This is a genomic window from Methylomonas sp. MK1 (genome assembly GCF_000365425.1).
Classification (GTDB): Bacteria; Pseudomonadota; Gammaproteobacteria; order Methylococcales; family Methylomonadaceae; genus Methylomonas.
Window position 1 is genome coordinate 3,070,501 of sequence record NZ_AQOV01000001.1, and the last position, 15,852, is coordinate 3,086,352.

14 protein-coding genes and 2 pseudogenes are annotated in these 15,852 nt (G+C 51.8%); 7 read left to right on the plus strand and 9 right to left on the minus strand.

What is annotated here, in order from left to right; all coding sequences use genetic code 11:
• Positions 1-88 precede the first annotated feature (88 nt).
• The 3 genes from G006_RS0114580 to G006_RS28375 form a co-directional block, all read right to left on the minus strand.
• Complete coding sequence (locus G006_RS0114580) at positions 89-310, minus strand: hypothetical protein (RefSeq protein WP_020483943.1); 222 nt, start codon at positions 308-310, stop codon at positions 89-91.
• Between the two features lie 168 nt (positions 311-478).
• Complete coding sequence (locus G006_RS28890; RefSeq protein ID WP_020483944.1) at positions 479-640, minus strand: hypothetical protein; 162 nt, start codon at positions 638-640, stop codon at positions 479-481.
• Between the two features lie 196 nt (positions 641-836).
• A complete protein-coding gene (locus tag G006_RS28375) occupies positions 837-1,073 on the minus strand; it encodes a hypothetical protein (RefSeq protein ID WP_152428870.1) in 237 nt (78 codons plus the stop codon).
• Between the two features lie 671 nt (positions 1,074-1,744).
• On the opposite strand from G006_RS28375, the gene G006_RS0114600 reads away from it, so the two are divergent.
• Positions 1,745-3,178: a hypothetical protein gene (locus G006_RS0114600; protein ID WP_020483947.1), complete on the plus strand. Its 1,434-nt coding sequence runs from the start codon at positions 1,745-1,747 to the stop codon at positions 3,176-3,178.
• Positions 3,179-3,488: 310 nt separating this feature from the next.
• Positions 3,489-3,689: pseudogene (locus G006_RS29180) on the plus strand (transposase); the annotation flags it as partial.
• A gap of 162 nt (positions 3,690-3,851) precedes the next feature.
• On the opposite strand, the gene G006_RS0114610 reads toward G006_RS29180, so the two are convergent.
• The 4 genes and pseudogenes from G006_RS0114610 to ileS all read right to left on the minus strand — a co-directional run bounded on the left by G006_RS0114610 (position 3,852) and on the right by ileS (position 8,737).
• A complete protein-coding gene (locus G006_RS0114610; RefSeq protein ID WP_020483949.1) occupies positions 3,852-4,454 on the minus strand; it encodes a hypothetical protein in 603 nt (200 codons plus the stop codon).
• A gap of 185 nt (positions 4,455-4,639) precedes the next feature.
• Positions 4,640-4,951 (minus strand): annotated as a pseudogene (locus G006_RS27890) (transposase); the annotation flags it as partial.
• Between the two features lie 482 nt (positions 4,952-5,433).
• A complete protein-coding gene (gene lspA, locus G006_RS0114620; RefSeq protein WP_020483951.1) occupies positions 5,434-5,913 on the minus strand; it encodes a signal peptidase II in 480 nt (159 codons plus the stop codon).
• Entirely contained in the window at positions 5,906-8,737 is a 2,832-nt protein-coding gene (ileS, locus tag G006_RS0114625) for an isoleucine--tRNA ligase (RefSeq protein ID WP_020483952.1), read from the minus strand. Before ileS ends, lspA begins: the two co-directional genes overlap by 8 nt.
• A 327-nt stretch (positions 8,738-9,064) precedes the next feature.
• Here ileS and G006_RS0114630 point away from each other — a divergent pair, with 327 nt between their 5' ends.
• Positions 9,065-9,667, plus strand: coding sequence for a nitroreductase family protein (locus G006_RS0114630; protein WP_020483953.1), 603 nt, complete (start codon positions 9,065-9,067; stop codon positions 9,665-9,667).
• 46 nt (positions 9,668-9,713) lie between these two features.
• Positions 9,714-11,111, plus strand: coding sequence for a sensor domain-containing diguanylate cyclase (locus G006_RS25615; protein WP_020483954.1), 1,398 nt, complete (start codon positions 9,714-9,716; stop codon positions 11,109-11,111).
• Here G006_RS25615 and G006_RS0114640 read toward each other — a convergent pair.
• Entirely contained in the window at positions 11,108-12,181 is a 1,074-nt protein-coding gene (locus G006_RS0114640) for a TIGR03790 family protein (protein ID WP_020483955.1), read from the minus strand. The two genes, G006_RS25615 and G006_RS0114640, sit on opposite strands and share 4 nt — an antisense overlap.
• A 170-nt stretch (positions 12,182-12,351) precedes the next feature.
• On the opposite strand from G006_RS0114640, the gene G006_RS0114645 reads away from it, so the two are divergent.
• Entirely contained in the window at positions 12,352-12,780 is a 429-nt protein-coding gene (locus tag G006_RS0114645) for a DUF2721 domain-containing protein (protein ID WP_026147065.1), read from the plus strand.
• Positions 12,781-12,855: 75 nt separating this feature from the next.
• On the opposite strand, the gene G006_RS0114650 is transcribed toward G006_RS0114645, so the two are convergent.
• The gene (locus G006_RS0114650) at positions 12,856-13,482 is read right to left on the minus strand and encodes a DUF998 domain-containing protein (protein WP_020483957.1); all 627 of its coding nucleotides are present in this window, start codon (positions 13,480-13,482) and stop codon (positions 12,856-12,858) included.
• A gap of 213 nt (positions 13,483-13,695) precedes the next feature.
• On the opposite strand from G006_RS0114650, the gene G006_RS0114655 reads away from it, so the two are divergent.
• Together G006_RS0114655 and G006_RS0114660 are read left to right on the plus strand one after the other, a co-directional pair.
• On the plus strand, positions 13,696-14,376 hold the full coding sequence (locus G006_RS0114655) for an SDR family NAD(P)-dependent oxidoreductase (protein WP_020483958.1): 681 nt from the start codon (positions 13,696-13,698) through the stop codon (positions 14,374-14,376).
• A gap of 47 nt (positions 14,377-14,423) precedes the next feature.
• Complete coding sequence (locus G006_RS0114660; protein ID WP_020483959.1) at positions 14,424-15,683, plus strand: NAD(P)/FAD-dependent oxidoreductase; 1,260 nt, start codon at positions 14,424-14,426, stop codon at positions 15,681-15,683.
• Positions 15,684-15,852 lie beyond the last annotated feature (169 nt).

Sequence of the window (15,852 nt, forward strand, 5' to 3'; positions counted from 1 at the left end):
ACCGTCGATAGACTCAAGGCGAACGGTATTTAAGGGCCGGGTTAATAAATAGCAACTCCCGGGAAAACGCCGTATTTGAATTTATCCATTACATTTCAACATCCAATACGTTCAAAACATCCGGCCTTTGTTGCACGAACACTTCTGGTCGCTGAAGTATGCGATGCCAATTGCGACGAGTCATTTGTTCAATCCAGTCCAATACGTTATCAAACTCATCATCGTTCCATGATTCGATAATCGCCAGGGTGACGGGAGGGGCATATAAAAATTCAAGCGCACTTTTCATATTTGCGTAACGTAAATTCATGGTATTTCTCCTATGGCTTTATGCTTGGCAGTGAATGACTGTAAGGGTTTTAATTTGTCGCTAATTTGGCTTTGGTTATAAAAATTCCAATAAGGTTCCGGCTTGATTAGCAACGCAGGCCTTTGAGTTTGCGACCACAAGTTTGCCGCTAGAGGTCAGACGACACTCTTAAATATGCGCAGGTGTTGCTTGATTCAAGTTACTGGCCAACGATGCGGAACCAAATAAAAGTGTGGATAGGATAAATTGGCCGGAGACGAAGCTGAGCACGCCGGTGACAAAAAACAAGCCAATCATCACGTCTCTATAAATGTTTTTTGAAATATTCATGGGGTCCACCTTGACTAGGTTTAGTCGCTTTGTAAGTACGACTTCACTATATACCTGCGGAAAATATTTACAATCAGGCGTTTAATGCATGATTTGTTTCTTTTATGGAAACAAATTGCCCGGAACTTTCGCAATCTGTAGCGCAAAATAGCTACCGTCATTCAAATTCGCGGAATTGTGCGAGTGGACAGAATGGTTAGCGGTTTGTTTGACCTGGGATTTTTGACCTTGGCGCGGCAGGGTTTGCGTTCCCAATTTGCCCAAGCTCAAGATTGCCAGCTGATGGGGTGGTCAACTGACAAGGATAATTTTTCTGCGCGACGGTTCCGCGGGCGGGATTTGAGATTTCGGGGATGATGCCAATGCGATTGGTGTTATAGGTGTCGCTAGCGCGATGGCTTGTTTTAATGTCGGTTTCACGAAACACATCCATGCGTTTCGCCCTGCGGGTGATCCGCATGCAAATCGGCTATCCTGCCGATTTGTCGGCCCGACAGCCGAGATACTTTCGCTACGAAAACCGTCCATGGTTTTCGCCCTCCGGGCCAGCCTACCGGCTGTTCAAATTCGCTCCAGGCGAATTTGTGCGTGGCCAAAAGAAAGTATCCAAAGAAAAGGCCCCCCGGATGCCGCTTAGCTCACTCGGCACATCCCTGTGCCTCGCCCTTCGGGTGCGATGCATGCAAATGGGCTATCCTGCCGATTTGTCCGTTCAAAAGCTCCTGTGCTCGGCGCGGCAAGCGGGAGAAAACCCGTGCGCGATTTGCAGGGTTTGAGCTTACAAAAATTGTAGCCATCTTGGGGTAGCTCCGAATAGCAAAGCGTATTCGGAAGAATGAAGGGAGCTTACAATCATTGTTTGCCTGCCTTATTAGCGGCAGCGCATACTCCTAAAGATTTAATTCAACATGCGTTCGATTACGCTGCGCTAATCGGACCGTGCTTCAATCAGGGTAAGACCAAAATGGATTGAGCGGTTTTTCTGCGATAGTCAGTCTTCTAGTGAAAGTGATTTAATCACACGTTTTGTGTTACCTAATTGATAGTCCAAGGTTAGCTTTTGGTTTTAATCTGGACCACACCAACCAAAATTAGGAGTGATCCATGGCTACCATCTCAAAAAGTTTCTTCAATTCGGGCGCTTTCAATTCGAAAGTGATGGTTTTAATTGTTGGTTTGATTGCATTTAACAATGCAACTGCTCTCCAGAAAACGACAGTTCTCAATTCAGCCGCTACGGGTCAATTTATATCGGTTGGGCCGACAATTGATCCTGGCGTGTATCCAGTCCAGGATTTCACACTCGGTTCTCCCAGCCCAACTACCGTCGGCTTACGTTGGTTTAACCAGCAAGCGCCACAAACGCAAGTGATAAGAAGCATTAATGGCTCTGCTTGGCAAACGATCCAAACCTTTGCGGCACTTCCTGACAATAAATATGCTTCATTCCTTGATGAAAATGCATCTGCAAACGCAGAAAATTGCTATGCCATTATTGTTTCGGATGCGACTGGTTCGGGGACGAGCTTAACGTCACCCCAGCGTTGCTACATTACCCGCGATGGTAGAGATGAGTTAGTCGTGCACCGGCTACAGCTGCGCATTCGCGTTCCGGATGTCAAAAATGCCGGAACCGATAACGGTGTCGAGGTGCTTTTGCAGACCCCGACTGGATTGGTGACAACCGTAACGAATTGGTATCCGCGCGGCAATCATACTTGGCTGGACTCCACCGATGACGACCTGGAGCGAGGCACGAATAAAACCTATGATTTGATGCTGAACAACATTTCCCAGGCATCGGATATCACTCTAATTTCACTCCGAAAACCGGGCAACGATAGTGTTTGTATCGCCGAATTTGAACTGTTAATCGATGGGCAATCGGCATTCCAAAAGAACTTTGGCACCAGTCAAGCACCATGCCAATGGCTTAATAGCAATAATCAACTGACTGCTTTTAGGAGCGAAATCCGTTCTTCTAGCTCATGGAATGATCTGGACCTGCCTTTTTTCTTTGGTATTGATGGCGATTGGCTGCGTTCCAGAATTGAAGCAACGTTTGGCCATAGTCTCCACGGCAAAGGTGAATTAAGAAATGGCAGTACGACGACGTCTCGTTTTGTGAGCGAAAGCAAGCTTGCGATGAGTGTTCCAATTATCGTTCATGATGCCAGTATCTTGGGTGATGTTGATAGTACCGTTCATTTTGACCTGGTGTTGTCGCCGACGGAAGATGCCAATGGAGCTCCCGCTACAAAACTTTCTATCGAAAACATTGATGCCGATAGCTTTGATTTAGCGGCAGTTCTATTACCTGTCGTTTCACCGATACTTTATGGAGTTTCGACAACCATTGAGGGACAAGTGCAACAATTCGCACCCGTCATTATCGGGGATGTGCCGGCTGGTGCGCACCCTTGCTTTAGCCCAGAAGGCGGTATCAGAGTGTGTTCGGGTAGCAGTCCACGTCAAGTTGAAGCAGCGCTGTTAACGAAAGGGCGTAGCATCACCGCTAACAGATTAACGCAACCATAAACGAACCGACTAAGAGACGGAAAGTCTTTAAGTTAGTGCAAAAGGGGGCTAGCTCGTAGGGCAATGGGATGGACTCCTCCCATTGCCCTACGGCCCTGAACTCGAGAAGTTACCCGAGACCTTGGGGCAAGCCAACGCCCTGCTGGCCGACACTGGCTACTTCAGCGCCGCCAACGTTCGAGCCTGCGGCGAACAGCACATCGCCCCCTTAATCGCGATGGGCCGGGACAGCCACCATGCACCGCTGGCGGAACGCTTGGTCCCGGATGCCGCGGAACCAGACAGCGACGACCCGGTCGTCAAAATGGCCTGGTACCTGAAAACCCGCGAAGGCAAGGCCCGCTATGCCAAACGCAAATGCACGGTGGAACCCGTATTCGGGATCATCAAGTAGATCATGGGATTTCGCCAGTTCTCACTACGTGGGTTAGAGGCGGTGGCGGGCGAATGGAAACTGGTCGCGATGGCGTTTAACCTGAAGCGGATGCATACCCTGGTAATGGCCTGCTAATGCTGGACGCCGCCTGAGAATACAATGCCCGATTGGCTGTGGCCGAATGCGCATTCCAAACTCCGTCGAACGCATGGCAAACCGACTCGACGGTCACACTGAAAGCCGCTTTGGCTAAGGATGGCGACGATAAAATCACTAAAATTTAAGTCCGACAGACTCCTAGAACTTAAATTTCTCTGAATTTGCATAAGCGGCGGATACAAATGCCTTTACATATTCCTTCACCAAGGGTTCGAGGTGCTCGTAACGTGTATCGAGATATTTGAGTTCTTCGCCTAGCTTCCAATTCGGGAAGCTTTTTGCCAATTCATCAGAAACACGCCCTGTATGCTTGATTGCGTTATTCAGTAAACGAAGTTCATCAAATGCCGCGAACTGTGGCAATGTTTCTAGATCGAATGGAAGAGCCCTTTTCAAACTGGCTATGTTGAACAATTGTCGATTATCCAGGCAAGGAAAGTTTCGTTTCGCAACCCGTTTTGAATGAAGTTCAATTTGTCTGTATAGCGCAACTATACACAGTTCGTGACTCAACTTTCTTACCTCACCAGCAAAGTAGGCTTGATCTTCAAGATGAGCCCTATAACTATCTATCAGGCTAGGGTCTTCAAATTGCTCTTCCGTAAGTGAAGAGTACTCATGTTCCAAAGATTTTTCTCGATTTCTTAGGGATGTCTCGAGATGATCTCTAAATTGTCCCAGAGTTTCAGTGTCAATGCGACAATCAAGACTCTCTAGTAACTTACTGAGTGAACGCGTCATGCCGGATCCAGATGAAAGCCTAAAAGGAAAGTATAAGTTTCTGAATATGTTGCCAAATTGAATAACATTTAATTCCTGTCCGTTTAAGGTACAGTTTAACTTCAAACGGGTTTTTGATATTCAGATTTGTTCCAATTACAAAAACGATGTTTCATCAAGAAGTTCCGTAGATACTGTTATCCAAGTCAAGCCAAATGAATAGCCGAATCGAAGGGTTTGGCGGATTTTAAGACGCCGAAAGCAACATGAATCAATTTACGCATCATGGCACCAATGATTAGCTTATTGGGTTTACCGGCGCTGGATAATCGGTTTCTGAATTGTTTTCCCCAGGCCGTTTTATAAAGTGTCACCATGGCAGGCATATACATGGCTTTTCGCAAGAACGAGTGGCCTATTTTGGAGAGTCTGGGTTTGCCCTTGATGCTACTGCCCGATTCGTATTGCCTAGGATCGAGTCCGGCAAAGGCTGCGGCTTGTCGGCTATTGGCGAAGCGCGAGGTATCGGCGTAGAACGCTAGGATAATAAGGCCGTAAGGCGCAATTGTTAGGGCGTCATAGGCGTAGCCGTATTGCGCCGTATGTTGGCCTTAGATTATTCGGCGCATTACTCTATTGCTAATCAGCCTTACATCGCTCGGGACGGGTGTGCTCCCGTATGCCGCGCCGAGCACCGGAGCTTTTGGCGAGAAATGCCCGAAGGGGGGCGGCAGGGATGCCGCACGTCGGCGGAGGGGCTGGGAAGCCCCTTCTGCCGACCCTCGGCAAAAGCGAGGAGCGCAGGGAATAAGCGGCATCCGGGTCGCCTTTTCTTTGGATACTTTCTTTTGGCGACGCAAAAGAAAGTATCGCGGTTGTCGGTCCGCGAACCGACATTAAAATCAGCCGTCGCGATAGCGACACCAAATTTGCCCCCTCATCCCGACCTTCTCCCTAGAGGGAGAAGGGGGTAACCCGCTTCAGCAGAAAAAGCTACAGACTACTCCAAAACATCCACAACTTTCCGCCCAACCCCAAAACTCTCCAACAACATCAACCCCACCCCAATACAAATCGCCGAATCAGCAATATTGAACGCCGGCCAGTGCCAATCCTGGTAATAAACATCCAGAAAATCGATCACATAGCCGTAAGCTACCCGGTCGATCAGATTGCCGATGGCGCCGCCCAATACCAAAGATAAAGCAACGGCCATCAGAGTCTCGTGTTTTTTTAAACGATAAAGCCAGACGGCGATGATGCTGCTCATCACCACCGCCAAGCCGGCAAACAGCCAGCGCTGCCAGCCGCCGGCTTGAGCCAGAAAGCTGAACGCCGCACCGGTGTTATGCACGTAGGTCAGGTTGAAATACGGGATCAAGGGGATCGACTCAAAGAGCTGCATCGAGCCGTCAATCGCCAGTTTGCTGGCCTGATCCAGCACCAGCGTCACGGCGGAAATCCACAGCCACTTAAGCATAACGACGGGTCTCGCCAGGGCCGGCGACGTTTTCCACGCAGCGGCCGCACAATTCCGGATGCTCAGGGTTTTCGCCGATGTCATAGCGTTGGTGCCAGCAGCGCACGCATTTTGGATGCTCGGATACCGTCACTTTCAGTTTCACACCTTCCAATTCGGTTGCTACCGCGTCGTCCGGGCAGAATTGCATGTCGGCGACGCCGGCATTGGATGTGATGAACACAAAATGCAGCTCGCTGGCCAGTTTGTTCAGCTCCGCGCCATAAGCCTCGTCACAATACAATTCCACTTCCGCATTTAAAGAAGCGCCGATGGCGCCTTTGCCGCGCAGTTGCTCCAGTTCCTTGGAAACCACGGTGCGTACCGCCATCACTTTGTCCCAGGTGTCGCGACTAATCGTGGCGTTGGCGTCCAGCGGGAACAAGCCCTCGTACCAGGTTTCCAGAAACACCGACTCACCACGTTGACCGGGAATGAATTGCCATAATTCGTCGGCGGTGTAGCTGGTGATGGGGGCCAGCCAGCGGGTTAGCGCTTCGATGACATGGTACATCGCGGTTTGCGCGGAACGCCGAGCCAGACAATCTTCCTTGGCGGTGTATTGGCGGTCCTTTATGATGTCCAGGTAAAAGCCGCCCAAGTCGATACTACAGAAGGTCAGTACTTTTTGGTAAATGCTTTGGAACTGATAAGCCGTGTAAGCGGATTTGATCTCTTCCTGCAATTGCCAGGCTTTATCGACCGCCCAGCGGTCCAGTGCCAGCAAATCGTCCTTGGCAACCAGATGTTGGGCCGGTTCGAAGCCGTCCAGATTGGAGAGCAGGAAGCGGGCGGTATTGCGCAAGCGCCGGTAGCCGTCGGAGGTGCGTTTCAAGATTTCCTCGGACACCGACATTTCGCCGCGATAATCGGTACCGGCCACCCATAAACGCAACACGTCCGCGCCCAGCGATTTCATCACCGTTTGCGGCAGCACCACGTTGCCTTTGGATTTGGACATTTTCTTGCCCTCGGCATCGACGGTAAAGCCGTGGGTCAATACTTGTTTATACGGCGCGACATCGTTCATCGCTACCGATGCCAGTAAAGATGACTGGAACCAGCCGCGATGTTGATCCGAGCCTTCCAGATACAAGTCAGCCGGGAAGCGCAGTTGCTCTCGGCGCTCTAAAACCGCCGCGTGAGTCACGCCGGAATCAAACCAGACATCCAGGGTGTCGGTCATTTTTTGGTAATGCTCGGCATCGGCGCCGATCAGTTCCGCTGGATCCAGTTCAAACCAGGCGTCTATGCCCTGTTGTTCGATACGTTTGGCGACCTGCTCGATCAACTCGCCGGTACGCGGGTGCAGTTCGCCCGTTTCTTTATGCACGAAAAAGGCGATTGGTACGCCCCAGGTGCGTTGGCGGGAGATACACCAGTCAGGACGGTTATTCAGCATCGCTTCGATACGGGCTTGGCCCCAATCGGGGATCCAGTCTACGCGTTTGACTTCGTTCAAAGCCGTGTCGCGCAGGCCGTTTTTCTCCATGGAAATAAACCATTGCGGGGTGGCGCGGAAAATGATCGGGGTTTTGTGGCGCCAGCAATGCGGATAGCTGTGCAGCAAGGCGTGGTGGTGCAGCAATTTGCCGCGCTCGCGCAAGACTTCCAGCACTTTTTCGTTGGCGGTGAACACATGCAGACCGGCGAACAGTTCGGTGCTGGGTAAAAATACGCCGTTGCTGCCGACCGGATTGTCCACCGGCAGACCGTATTTCATACCAACCACATAGTCTTCCTGGCCGTGACCGGGGGCGGTATGCACCGCACCGGTACCCGCATCGGTGGTGACGTGGTCGCCAAGGATGATAGGTACTTGCCGGTCGTAAAAAGGATGTTGCAGCAATTGGTTTTCCAGGGCCGCGCCTTTGCAGTAACCGACGATGTGATGTTCGCCGATGCCGTAACGGAGTACAGCATCTTTGAGCAAGGCTTCGGCGATGACTAAGCGCTCGGTTTGGCCGTCGATCTCGCATTGCACCACGGCATATTCCAAATCCGGATTCAAAGCAACGGCTTGGTTGGCTGGCAGCGTCCAGGGCGTGGTGGTCCAGATCACCACCGACAGCGGGCCTTTGCCTTCGCGGTCGCCGGCGTGGTGGCACTTTTCCATGAATGCATGTTCATCCACCACCGAGAAGCGCACATCGATAGCCGGCGAATGTTTGTCTTCGTATTCCACTTCCGCCTCGGCGAGCGCCGAGCCGCAATCGGTACACCAATGTACCGGTTTGGCGCCTTTGCTCAGATGGCCTTTGGCGGCGATTTTGCCCAGCGCGCGGACGATGTCGGCTTCAAAGGCAAAATCCATGGTCAAGTACGGATTGTCCCAATCGCCCAATACGCCCAAGCGGATGAATTCTTCTTTCTGGATATTGACCTGTTTTTTGGCGTAAGCGCGGCATTCCTTACGAAACTCGGCGGGCGATACCTTGACGCCGGCTTTGCCGACGGTTTTTTCCACCATCAGCTCGATGGGCAAACCGTGGCAATCCCAGCCTGGCACATAAGGCGCATCGAAACCGCTGAGGGTTTTGGATTTGACGATGATGTCCTTCAAGACCTTGTTAACCGCGTGGCCGATATGAATCGCGCCGTTGGCGTAAGGAGGGCCGTCGTGCAGAATAAATTTAGGCCGGCCGGCGCAAACCTCGCGAATTTTTTGATACAGCTGGTTTTCGTTCCATTTTTTCAGCATCTCCGGTTCGCGTTGCGCCAGATTGGCTTTCATCGCAAACTCGGTCTTGGGGAGGTTGAGGGTTTGTTTGTAATCCATGGTCATGATGTTGTCTGCGTTGCATTCCAGCGGCTGGGTTGCGGACTTAGGCCGCTGAAAATAACGGTTGCGCCGATTAGCCGAATGATTCTAAGGATGATAGTAAACGCGCGATTTTAGCACCAAGTGCCAAGCGGCATAAAGCCTACTCGGCGCTTGGCGGCGAACCGTGCTAAAAATGGACGGAGCGGCGTTGGCGAGTTACCATCCGTTGCCGTATCCGGTTTGCTGATTTACGAAATTTACCGGCGGGTTTATGCGTGGCACACGGTTGCTTGTAGGCCGCTTCGGCACGCGCTAAAAATTACTTAAGCACACACGAGGGACTCAGCCATGCAACATAAACGCGCCACTACTCAGGTAGACATTCACGACTTGATCGCCAGCCGCTGGAGCCCGCGGGCTTTCGATCCGGATAAAGCGGTAAGCCACCAGGATTTGACCGCCGTTTTGGAGGCCGCACGTTGGGCGCCGTCCTGTTTTAACGACCAACCCTGGCGCTTTGTGGTTTGCGACAAATCCAGCAATCTCGTCGCCTGGCAAAATGCCTTATCGGTGATTGTCGAAAAAAATCAGCTGTGGGCCAAAAACGCCCCAGTGTTGATCTTGACGGTGGCGATGCAGAATTTCAATCACAACGGCAAAGCCAACCGCTTTGCCGCTTACGATACCGGCGCTGCCTCCTTGAGTTTGTGCCTGCAAGCCAATGCATTAGGCTTGATTACCCATCAAATGGGCGGTTTCGATGCCGATAAAGCGCGGCAAGTGCTGAATTTACCGGACGACTGTACGCCGATGGCGATGTTGGCGTTGGGCTATCAAGGGGAGACGAGATCCTTAGCCGAAGACTTTCAAGCCGGCGAGCAGGCGGAACGCAGCCGCGCGGCTCTGGAGCAGCGATTTTATCTAGGGCAATGGGGCGAGGCGTTTAGATAGGTGTTGTCGTCCACTTCCGAATTTTCGCCGTAATTAAGTAGCGCCAATGAAGAGCGTGAAAACCTCCTACGCGCGTAGTCTGATCGAGGCCAGTCTCGATCCGCTGGTGACTATCAACGCCGACGGCAAGATCATGGACGTGAACAGCGCTACCGAAAAAGTCACTGGCGTGCCGCGCCAACAATTAATCGGCAGCGATTTTTCCAACTACTTTACCGATCCGCAAAAAGCCCGCGACGGTTATCGCTTGGCGTTTTCGCAAGGCAAAGTCACCGATTACCCGCTGGCTATCTGCCATACCTCCGGCCAGATCACCGAAGTGATGTACAACGCCTCGGTTTATCGGGATGAGAACGGTGATGTCGCCGGGATTTTTGCCGCAGCCAGGGACGTTACCGCGTTAAAAAAAGCCCAAACCGAATTGGAATCCGCGATTTTGCATATGCAATTGATCCGCGAAATGACCGATTTGTTGCAGAGCTGCCAAAAAATGGACGAGGCCTATCCGATCATTAAAGCTGCCTTGGTGCGCTTGTTTGCCGGTTCCGTTGGCGGTCTTTATATGCTGGATGCCGCCGGTAACTCGCTGGTGCTCGTCGATGCCTGGGGCAGCAGCGAAAGCGAGCTGGAAACGGTGTTTACCCCGGATGAATGTTGGGGCATGCGGCGTGGTTGTATTCACATGGCGCGGGTCGGCCAAAGCATCAACCCGGTCTGCGGTCATGTAAAGCAAAGGAGCTATCCTTATCTCTGCATTCCGCTATTGGCCCATTCGCGGGCCTTGGGCTTGATTTACATCGAATCTCGTTTTGCCAGCGAAACCCCGGAAGATATTCAACGCGAGCTGTCGATAGCCGAAGCCACAGCCGATAGCGCCCGGCTGGCTTTGGCCAATTTGACCCTGCGCGAGGAATTGCACGAATTATCGATCCGCGATCCGCTCACAGGTCTGTTCAATCGGCGCTTTCTGGAAGAAGTGCTGGATAGAGAACTGTTGCGGATGAGCCGCAGCGGCAAAATGCTGGCCGTGGCGATGATCGACATCGATCATTTTAAAACCTTCAACGATAACTACGGCCACGATGCCGGCGATGAAGTATTGAAGAAAACCGCGCAATTGATGAACGGCTTTCGGGAAGGCAGCGACATGGTGTGCCGTTTTGGCGGTGAAGAATTCGTGGTGGTTACCACCGAAATCCAGCCGGATAAAATTTTGCATCGCCTCGAAGCATTGCGTTCGGCCATCGAAAGCTTATCGCTAAAGTTCGGTAATCATCAGTTGCCGCAAGTCACCGTATCGATAGGTGTGGCGATTTATCCGACCCATGGCGGCATTCGGCTCGATCTGTTAAACCGTGCCGACCAGGCACTTTATGTCGCCAAGGAAGCCGGCCGCAATCGGCTTGTCGTCGCCGATGATGAAGCGGATGTCGCGCGCGATTAGTTCGCCGGCGTTTGGTGTGCTTGATAGGCAAACGGTTTCGCTAGCGGTTCGCCGACGAAAATACCCTGGCCGGGTTGGGCGACGCTTTTCCAGTAGGCTTCGATCACACTGCTGCCGCGCAGGTAAAAATACATCAATACGCCGGGATTGGGGAATTTGGCCGGGAAATTACAGGGTTCCACGACCGCGCCATAGCTGGCAGTAGCACCGGCGCTCAGCCATTCGGTAATATTCATCTGGTCGCTGCCCGACATCACGCCGCCCGCGGAGGTGAGATGGTCGGCAACAGCGCCAGGTAAGTAGCGGTTATCCGCCAGATGCGGCACTTTGGTCAGACCGGTGAAATAAAACATCACGTCCTGGCGGCCTTCAATGTAGTCTTGCTCCAGATAATTCACCGGCCAGAAACTGCTTAACGATTCGGCCACTTTCGGAAACATTACCGCTCTGGAGCTACGCGCCTGGTCCGAGGTTTTTAACAGATATGCCGAGCCTTGCGGATGCGAATAATCCGAGGCAACACCGGTATCGATCAGTTTTTTCGCCTCCGCGAAGGTTTTACCCGCCACGGCCATGGTGGGCCGCCAGCCGTGCGTTTTAAACGGTTTATCGGTTTCGGAGGTGAAATAAGGGCTGCTATGGGTTTGAACGCAGCCTTTCGCGCAAAATGATTCGCTAAAACCGGCCGCGAAGGCCGTGGTGATAGACATGCAATCGACGCGAAACGGTTGTAGCCAGGTCAAGGCAAAGGCCTGAACATGCGCCGGTGTTTTTTGATCGACTTCCTGCTTAACCTGTTCGAATTGTTGTTTGGACAACACCGCCTGTTTCGGCGCAAACCGCACATGTATCACCTGCTCGGCTGGAATTTGCCGCTGTTTTTGGTAATAAGCGGCAATTTCCACACTTAACGGGTCGGCGTCGTTGACGATGACCGCCAGATCATGACCGGTCAGCGCCGAGGAAGGCCGGTACATAGGCGAGACGGGAGCGGCCAGGGTCGGCGTGAAAAGCAGCTGGCTGAGGATAAGCCCTTTCAGGGCAAATTTGCATGATTTGACGGTAAACACGCGGTACTCCGTGAGATTGGCGGTCGAATTTATCGGATCGGACACTGTAACCGGACATCGTTTAAATGCAACACGCCTGTTTAAATTATTCGATAATCGACAAATTTGCCGTTTTGCACGTCCTAGAGGATAGGGTATTTTTTAAATTCTTAACTTTGCGGATCATCATTATGGATGTCATAGCCAACATACCAACCGTTGCTCATGTGATTCAACAGGCCGTCGCTCCAGTGTTTCTGTTGACGGGTGTGGCCGGCATTCTGGGGGTGCTGACCAGCCGCCTGGGCCGAACTGTGGACCGGTTTCGCTTACTAGGCGAGCTAAAAGGCGTCGAAGCCGCGCACCATGTCGAGATGCGGACGCTTGCGCGGCGAGCGCATTGGACTCATTGGTCCATTACCTTGTGTACCACTTGCGCCTTACTGGTTTGTATGTCCATCGTCGCTATGTTCGTAGGCGTGGAGTTTGCCATCGATTTGTCCGATGCGGTTTCCTTATTGTTTATCGCGGCGATGTTGGCGTTAATTGGTGGTTTGCTGTGTTTTCTAAGGGAAATCTCGCTGGCCACCGGTATTATCGTCTGGCGCAAGCGTTCCTAGCCTATCAATCGCCCCGATGTTGTTTGTCGCAAATAATCGGCTAAGCCTTACCAATTGCCGTTTGGAGTTGCGGCGCTATTCATCCGACAAAGCAGATGAGCGGAATAAACACACGGCAAACACCAGCGTCCAGATGGAGAGCAAGCCGGTTGCCAAGTGTTCGAACAGGCCGAGAGTTTGGATGGGATTGGCTTCCCAAGTCATCAGCAGCAGCAAAGTTGCCGCCAAAAGACCGCTGCCTATCGAGTAAACACTAAGAATGCTCAGCCAAGCATGGCGCCGGAACAGCATGCCGCAAACCAGTGCGGCCAGAATAGCCGCGGAAAACCCGGTCATGGCAAACAGTCGATGTAATTCTTGACTGGTGGACAAGCCATCACAGCCTGGGTCGCAGGCAAATACCCCGGCCCCAATACGTCCTATTCCGTCTATACCAATTAGCGTGGCAAGTAGCGCCGCACGCCAACCTTTGCGCAGAGTTGCAGGGAGGGCAACGGCAAAACACACATACAAAAAACCGGCGAATCCGAAGCCAATGTAACGCATCGGAATTTCCGTAACACTGCCGCGTTCGCCCAACTCGCTGATGTACTGGTAGCTGTGGCTGAACTCCGGGCGCATGGTGCCAGCCAGGCCAATCAGCGACAGCCAGATTACCGGAGCCGCGATGCCGCAGCTAATACCCAAACGGCTTAGATTCATTCGCAAATCTCGTAACTAAAAACAATAGTTTATCCCGCCCAGCTTAGCAGTGCGCAGCGCATTGACTAACCGCATCCGCAAGGTAGCCTTGAGGACACGGGGGGCTAGTGGTGCAAAACTCAGTCTGTTACGGCGCATACAAGAAGAAATCATTAGCACCCCCACCGCAAAATACCGATTTTGTTTGGATTCACGGGCTGACAGAGGCACAACATGCGTAATGTTTTGATTGTAGGAGCCAGTAGCGGAATTGGCGGCGCGCTGGCCGGTTTAGCTCAGCCACAATGTCAGGTGTATTCCTTGAGCCGCTCTGCTGTGGTGGCAAACGTATTCAGACATTTTAGTTGTGACGTGTTAAGCGATTCATTGCCCGTCATCGATGAACCCTTGCATGGTTTGGTCTATTGCCCCGGCAGTATCAACTTAAAGCCGTTCGCCAGGATCAAGCCCGAGGAGTTCAGCGCGGATTTGGAATTGAACTTAATCGGCGCTGTGCGCTGTTTGCAGCACTACCAACGTAATCTGCAAGCGGCAGATGGGGCTTCGGTCGTGCTGTTCAGCACCGTGGCAGTGCAAACCGGTTTTCCTTACCATGCCACGGTTTCTGCTTCCAAGGGAGCGATAGAAGGCCTGACCCGCGCCTTGGCTGCGGAATGGGCGCCGAAAATCCGGGTAAACGCGATCGCGCCGTCATTGACCGACACACCGTTGGCGGAAAGTTTGCTGCGCGAAGATAGCAAAAAACAGGCTGCTGCCGCGCGGCATCCGCTTAAGCGCTTGGGCGAAGCTGGCGATATTGCCCAGATGGCCTTTTTTCTATTGTCAGAGAATGCCGCCTGGATTACCGGGCAAATTATGCATGTCGATGGGGGAATCTCGGCTATCAAGACTTGATAGCTGCTGGAAAACTGATTTGCAGCGCCAGGCTGCACGGAGATTTGATGAATAGGCACTATCATACCGTGGTGATTGGCGGAGGCTGTCTCGGCGCGGCATGCGCTTTTTCGGTGCAGCGCGGGCTGGGCAACAAAAGCGGTAAAGTCGCGATTATCGAAAAAAAAGTCCTGGGTGCCGGACTTAGCTCCCGGCATAGCGCCATCGTCCGGTCCGCCAACGCCTCGCCGATGGCGGCCAGGATGGCCAAAATGGCAACCCAATATTGGAAAAATCTCAAACCCCTCTGGGGTGTCAACATCCCCTACGAGCAATCGGGCGCTATCTGGATTGCGGAAAATGCGGCCGACAGCCGCGCTGAAAGTTGGACTGCGCTGGAGCACATGCTGCAACAGGAAGGCATAGACTTTGCGATGGTTTCTCATCGCGACGTGTTGGAACTGAGCCGCCAAGCCCTAAAAACCGTGCCGGACGAAATTTACTACTACGAACCGGACGTATTGCAGCTGGATTCTCCGCAGATCTTGAACGCCATGCAAACAGCGGCCAAAAAGACTCGCGTCGACGTGCTGGAGCATTGCGATGTGATCGATTTTGAACATGCAGGGCAAGGTATCACTGCCCTGCATACCAGTCAGGGCAAAATTTTTGCCGAACATGTGATCAATGCCGCCGGTGCGTGGAGCGCGGATTTATTTGCCGGTATCGGCTTGAACATCCCGGTGGCATTGGAACCCGTGTATGCAGCCAACTTTCTAGTAAGCGTCCATGACATTCCCGAGGGCATGCCCATCATTGCCGATTACGTGAATCAAGCCTATTTTCGGCGCTGGCGCGGCAGCATTTTACATATGCATCAACCTCGCAGCCGTAACGCCAAGGATATTGCCCGCTCATTTAGCCGAACCGCGATGAATCCGGAGGGCGCCAACGTCATTTACGACGCGCTGAGTTTCAATGTTACCCAGCAACAGCTGGATAATTATCTAGGCAAGGTAATTAATCGTTTCCCGAAAATCGGAAAACCGGTTTATGCCGGCGGCTATCATTCGTTTTTCGATATTACGCCCGATTTGAAATTTATCCTGGGTCCGGACACCGAGTTTACTAATTTGTACCACTGTTTGGGCGCCGGTCAGGCATTGAAATATGCGCCAATTTTCGGAGAGATAATTGCTGACTTAATTACTGAAGGCAGTGTGATTTCAAATGCCATTGATATTGAAGAGTTTTCCATCGGCAGGTTTTCAAACAATGATTTATCCCGGTATTGGCAGGCCAATGCACTGACGCAAAACGGTTTGTAAGCCCTGGTTATTATTAATCGAGTATTTAATTGGCTTGGGTATTATTTTGCTTATTATTTTTATTAAATTTTTTAATAAGCTGAAGGTGAATTTGTAAATATTCGACAAACATATTTTTCATGGAATAGTGAGTCTGCGTAAGCTGGTAACAAAATACTCTAGCTATCGA

Bases quoted from the DNA above. Each gene is read 5' to 3' on its own strand.
- G006_RS0114580 (WP_020483943.1), bottom strand. From the start codon at position 310: ATGAATTTACGTTACGCAAATATGAAAAGTGCGCTTGAATTTTTATAT.
- G006_RS28890 (WP_020483944.1), bottom strand. From the start codon at position 640: ATGAATATTTCAAAAAACATTTATAGAGACGTGATGATTGGCTTGTTT.
- G006_RS28375 (WP_152428870.1), bottom strand. From the start codon at position 1,073: ATGGATGTGTTTCGTGAAACCGACATTAAAACAAGCCATCGCGCTAGC.
- G006_RS0114600 (WP_020483947.1), top strand. From the start codon at position 1,745: ATGGCTACCATCTCAAAAAGTTTCTTCAATTCGGGCGCTTTCAATTCG.
- G006_RS0114610 (WP_020483949.1), bottom strand. From the start codon at position 4,454: ATGACGCGTTCACTCAGTAAGTTACTAGAGAGTCTTGATTGTCGCATT.
- lspA (WP_020483951.1), bottom strand. From the start codon at position 5,913: ATGCTTAAGTGGCTGTGGATTTCCGCCGTGACGCTGGTGCTGGATCAG.
- ileS (WP_020483952.1), bottom strand. From the start codon at position 8,737: ATGACCATGGATTACAAACAAACCCTCAACCTCCCCAAGACCGAGTTT.
- G006_RS0114630 (WP_020483953.1), top strand. From the start codon at position 9,065: ATGCAACATAAACGCGCCACTACTCAGGTAGACATTCACGACTTGATC.
- G006_RS25615 (WP_020483954.1), top strand. From the start codon at position 9,714: ATGAAGAGCGTGAAAACCTCCTACGCGCGTAGTCTGATCGAGGCCAGT.
- G006_RS0114645 (WP_026147065.1), top strand. From the start codon at position 12,352: ATGGATGTCATAGCCAACATACCAACCGTTGCTCATGTGATTCAACAG.
- G006_RS0114650 (WP_020483957.1), bottom strand. From the start codon at position 13,482: ATGAATCTAAGCCGTTTGGGTATTAGCTGCGGCATCGCGGCTCCGGTA.
- G006_RS0114655 (WP_020483958.1), top strand. From the start codon at position 13,696: ATGCGTAATGTTTTGATTGTAGGAGCCAGTAGCGGAATTGGCGGCGCG.
- G006_RS0114660 (WP_020483959.1), top strand. From the start codon at position 14,424: ATGAATAGGCACTATCATACCGTGGTGATTGGCGGAGGCTGTCTCGGC.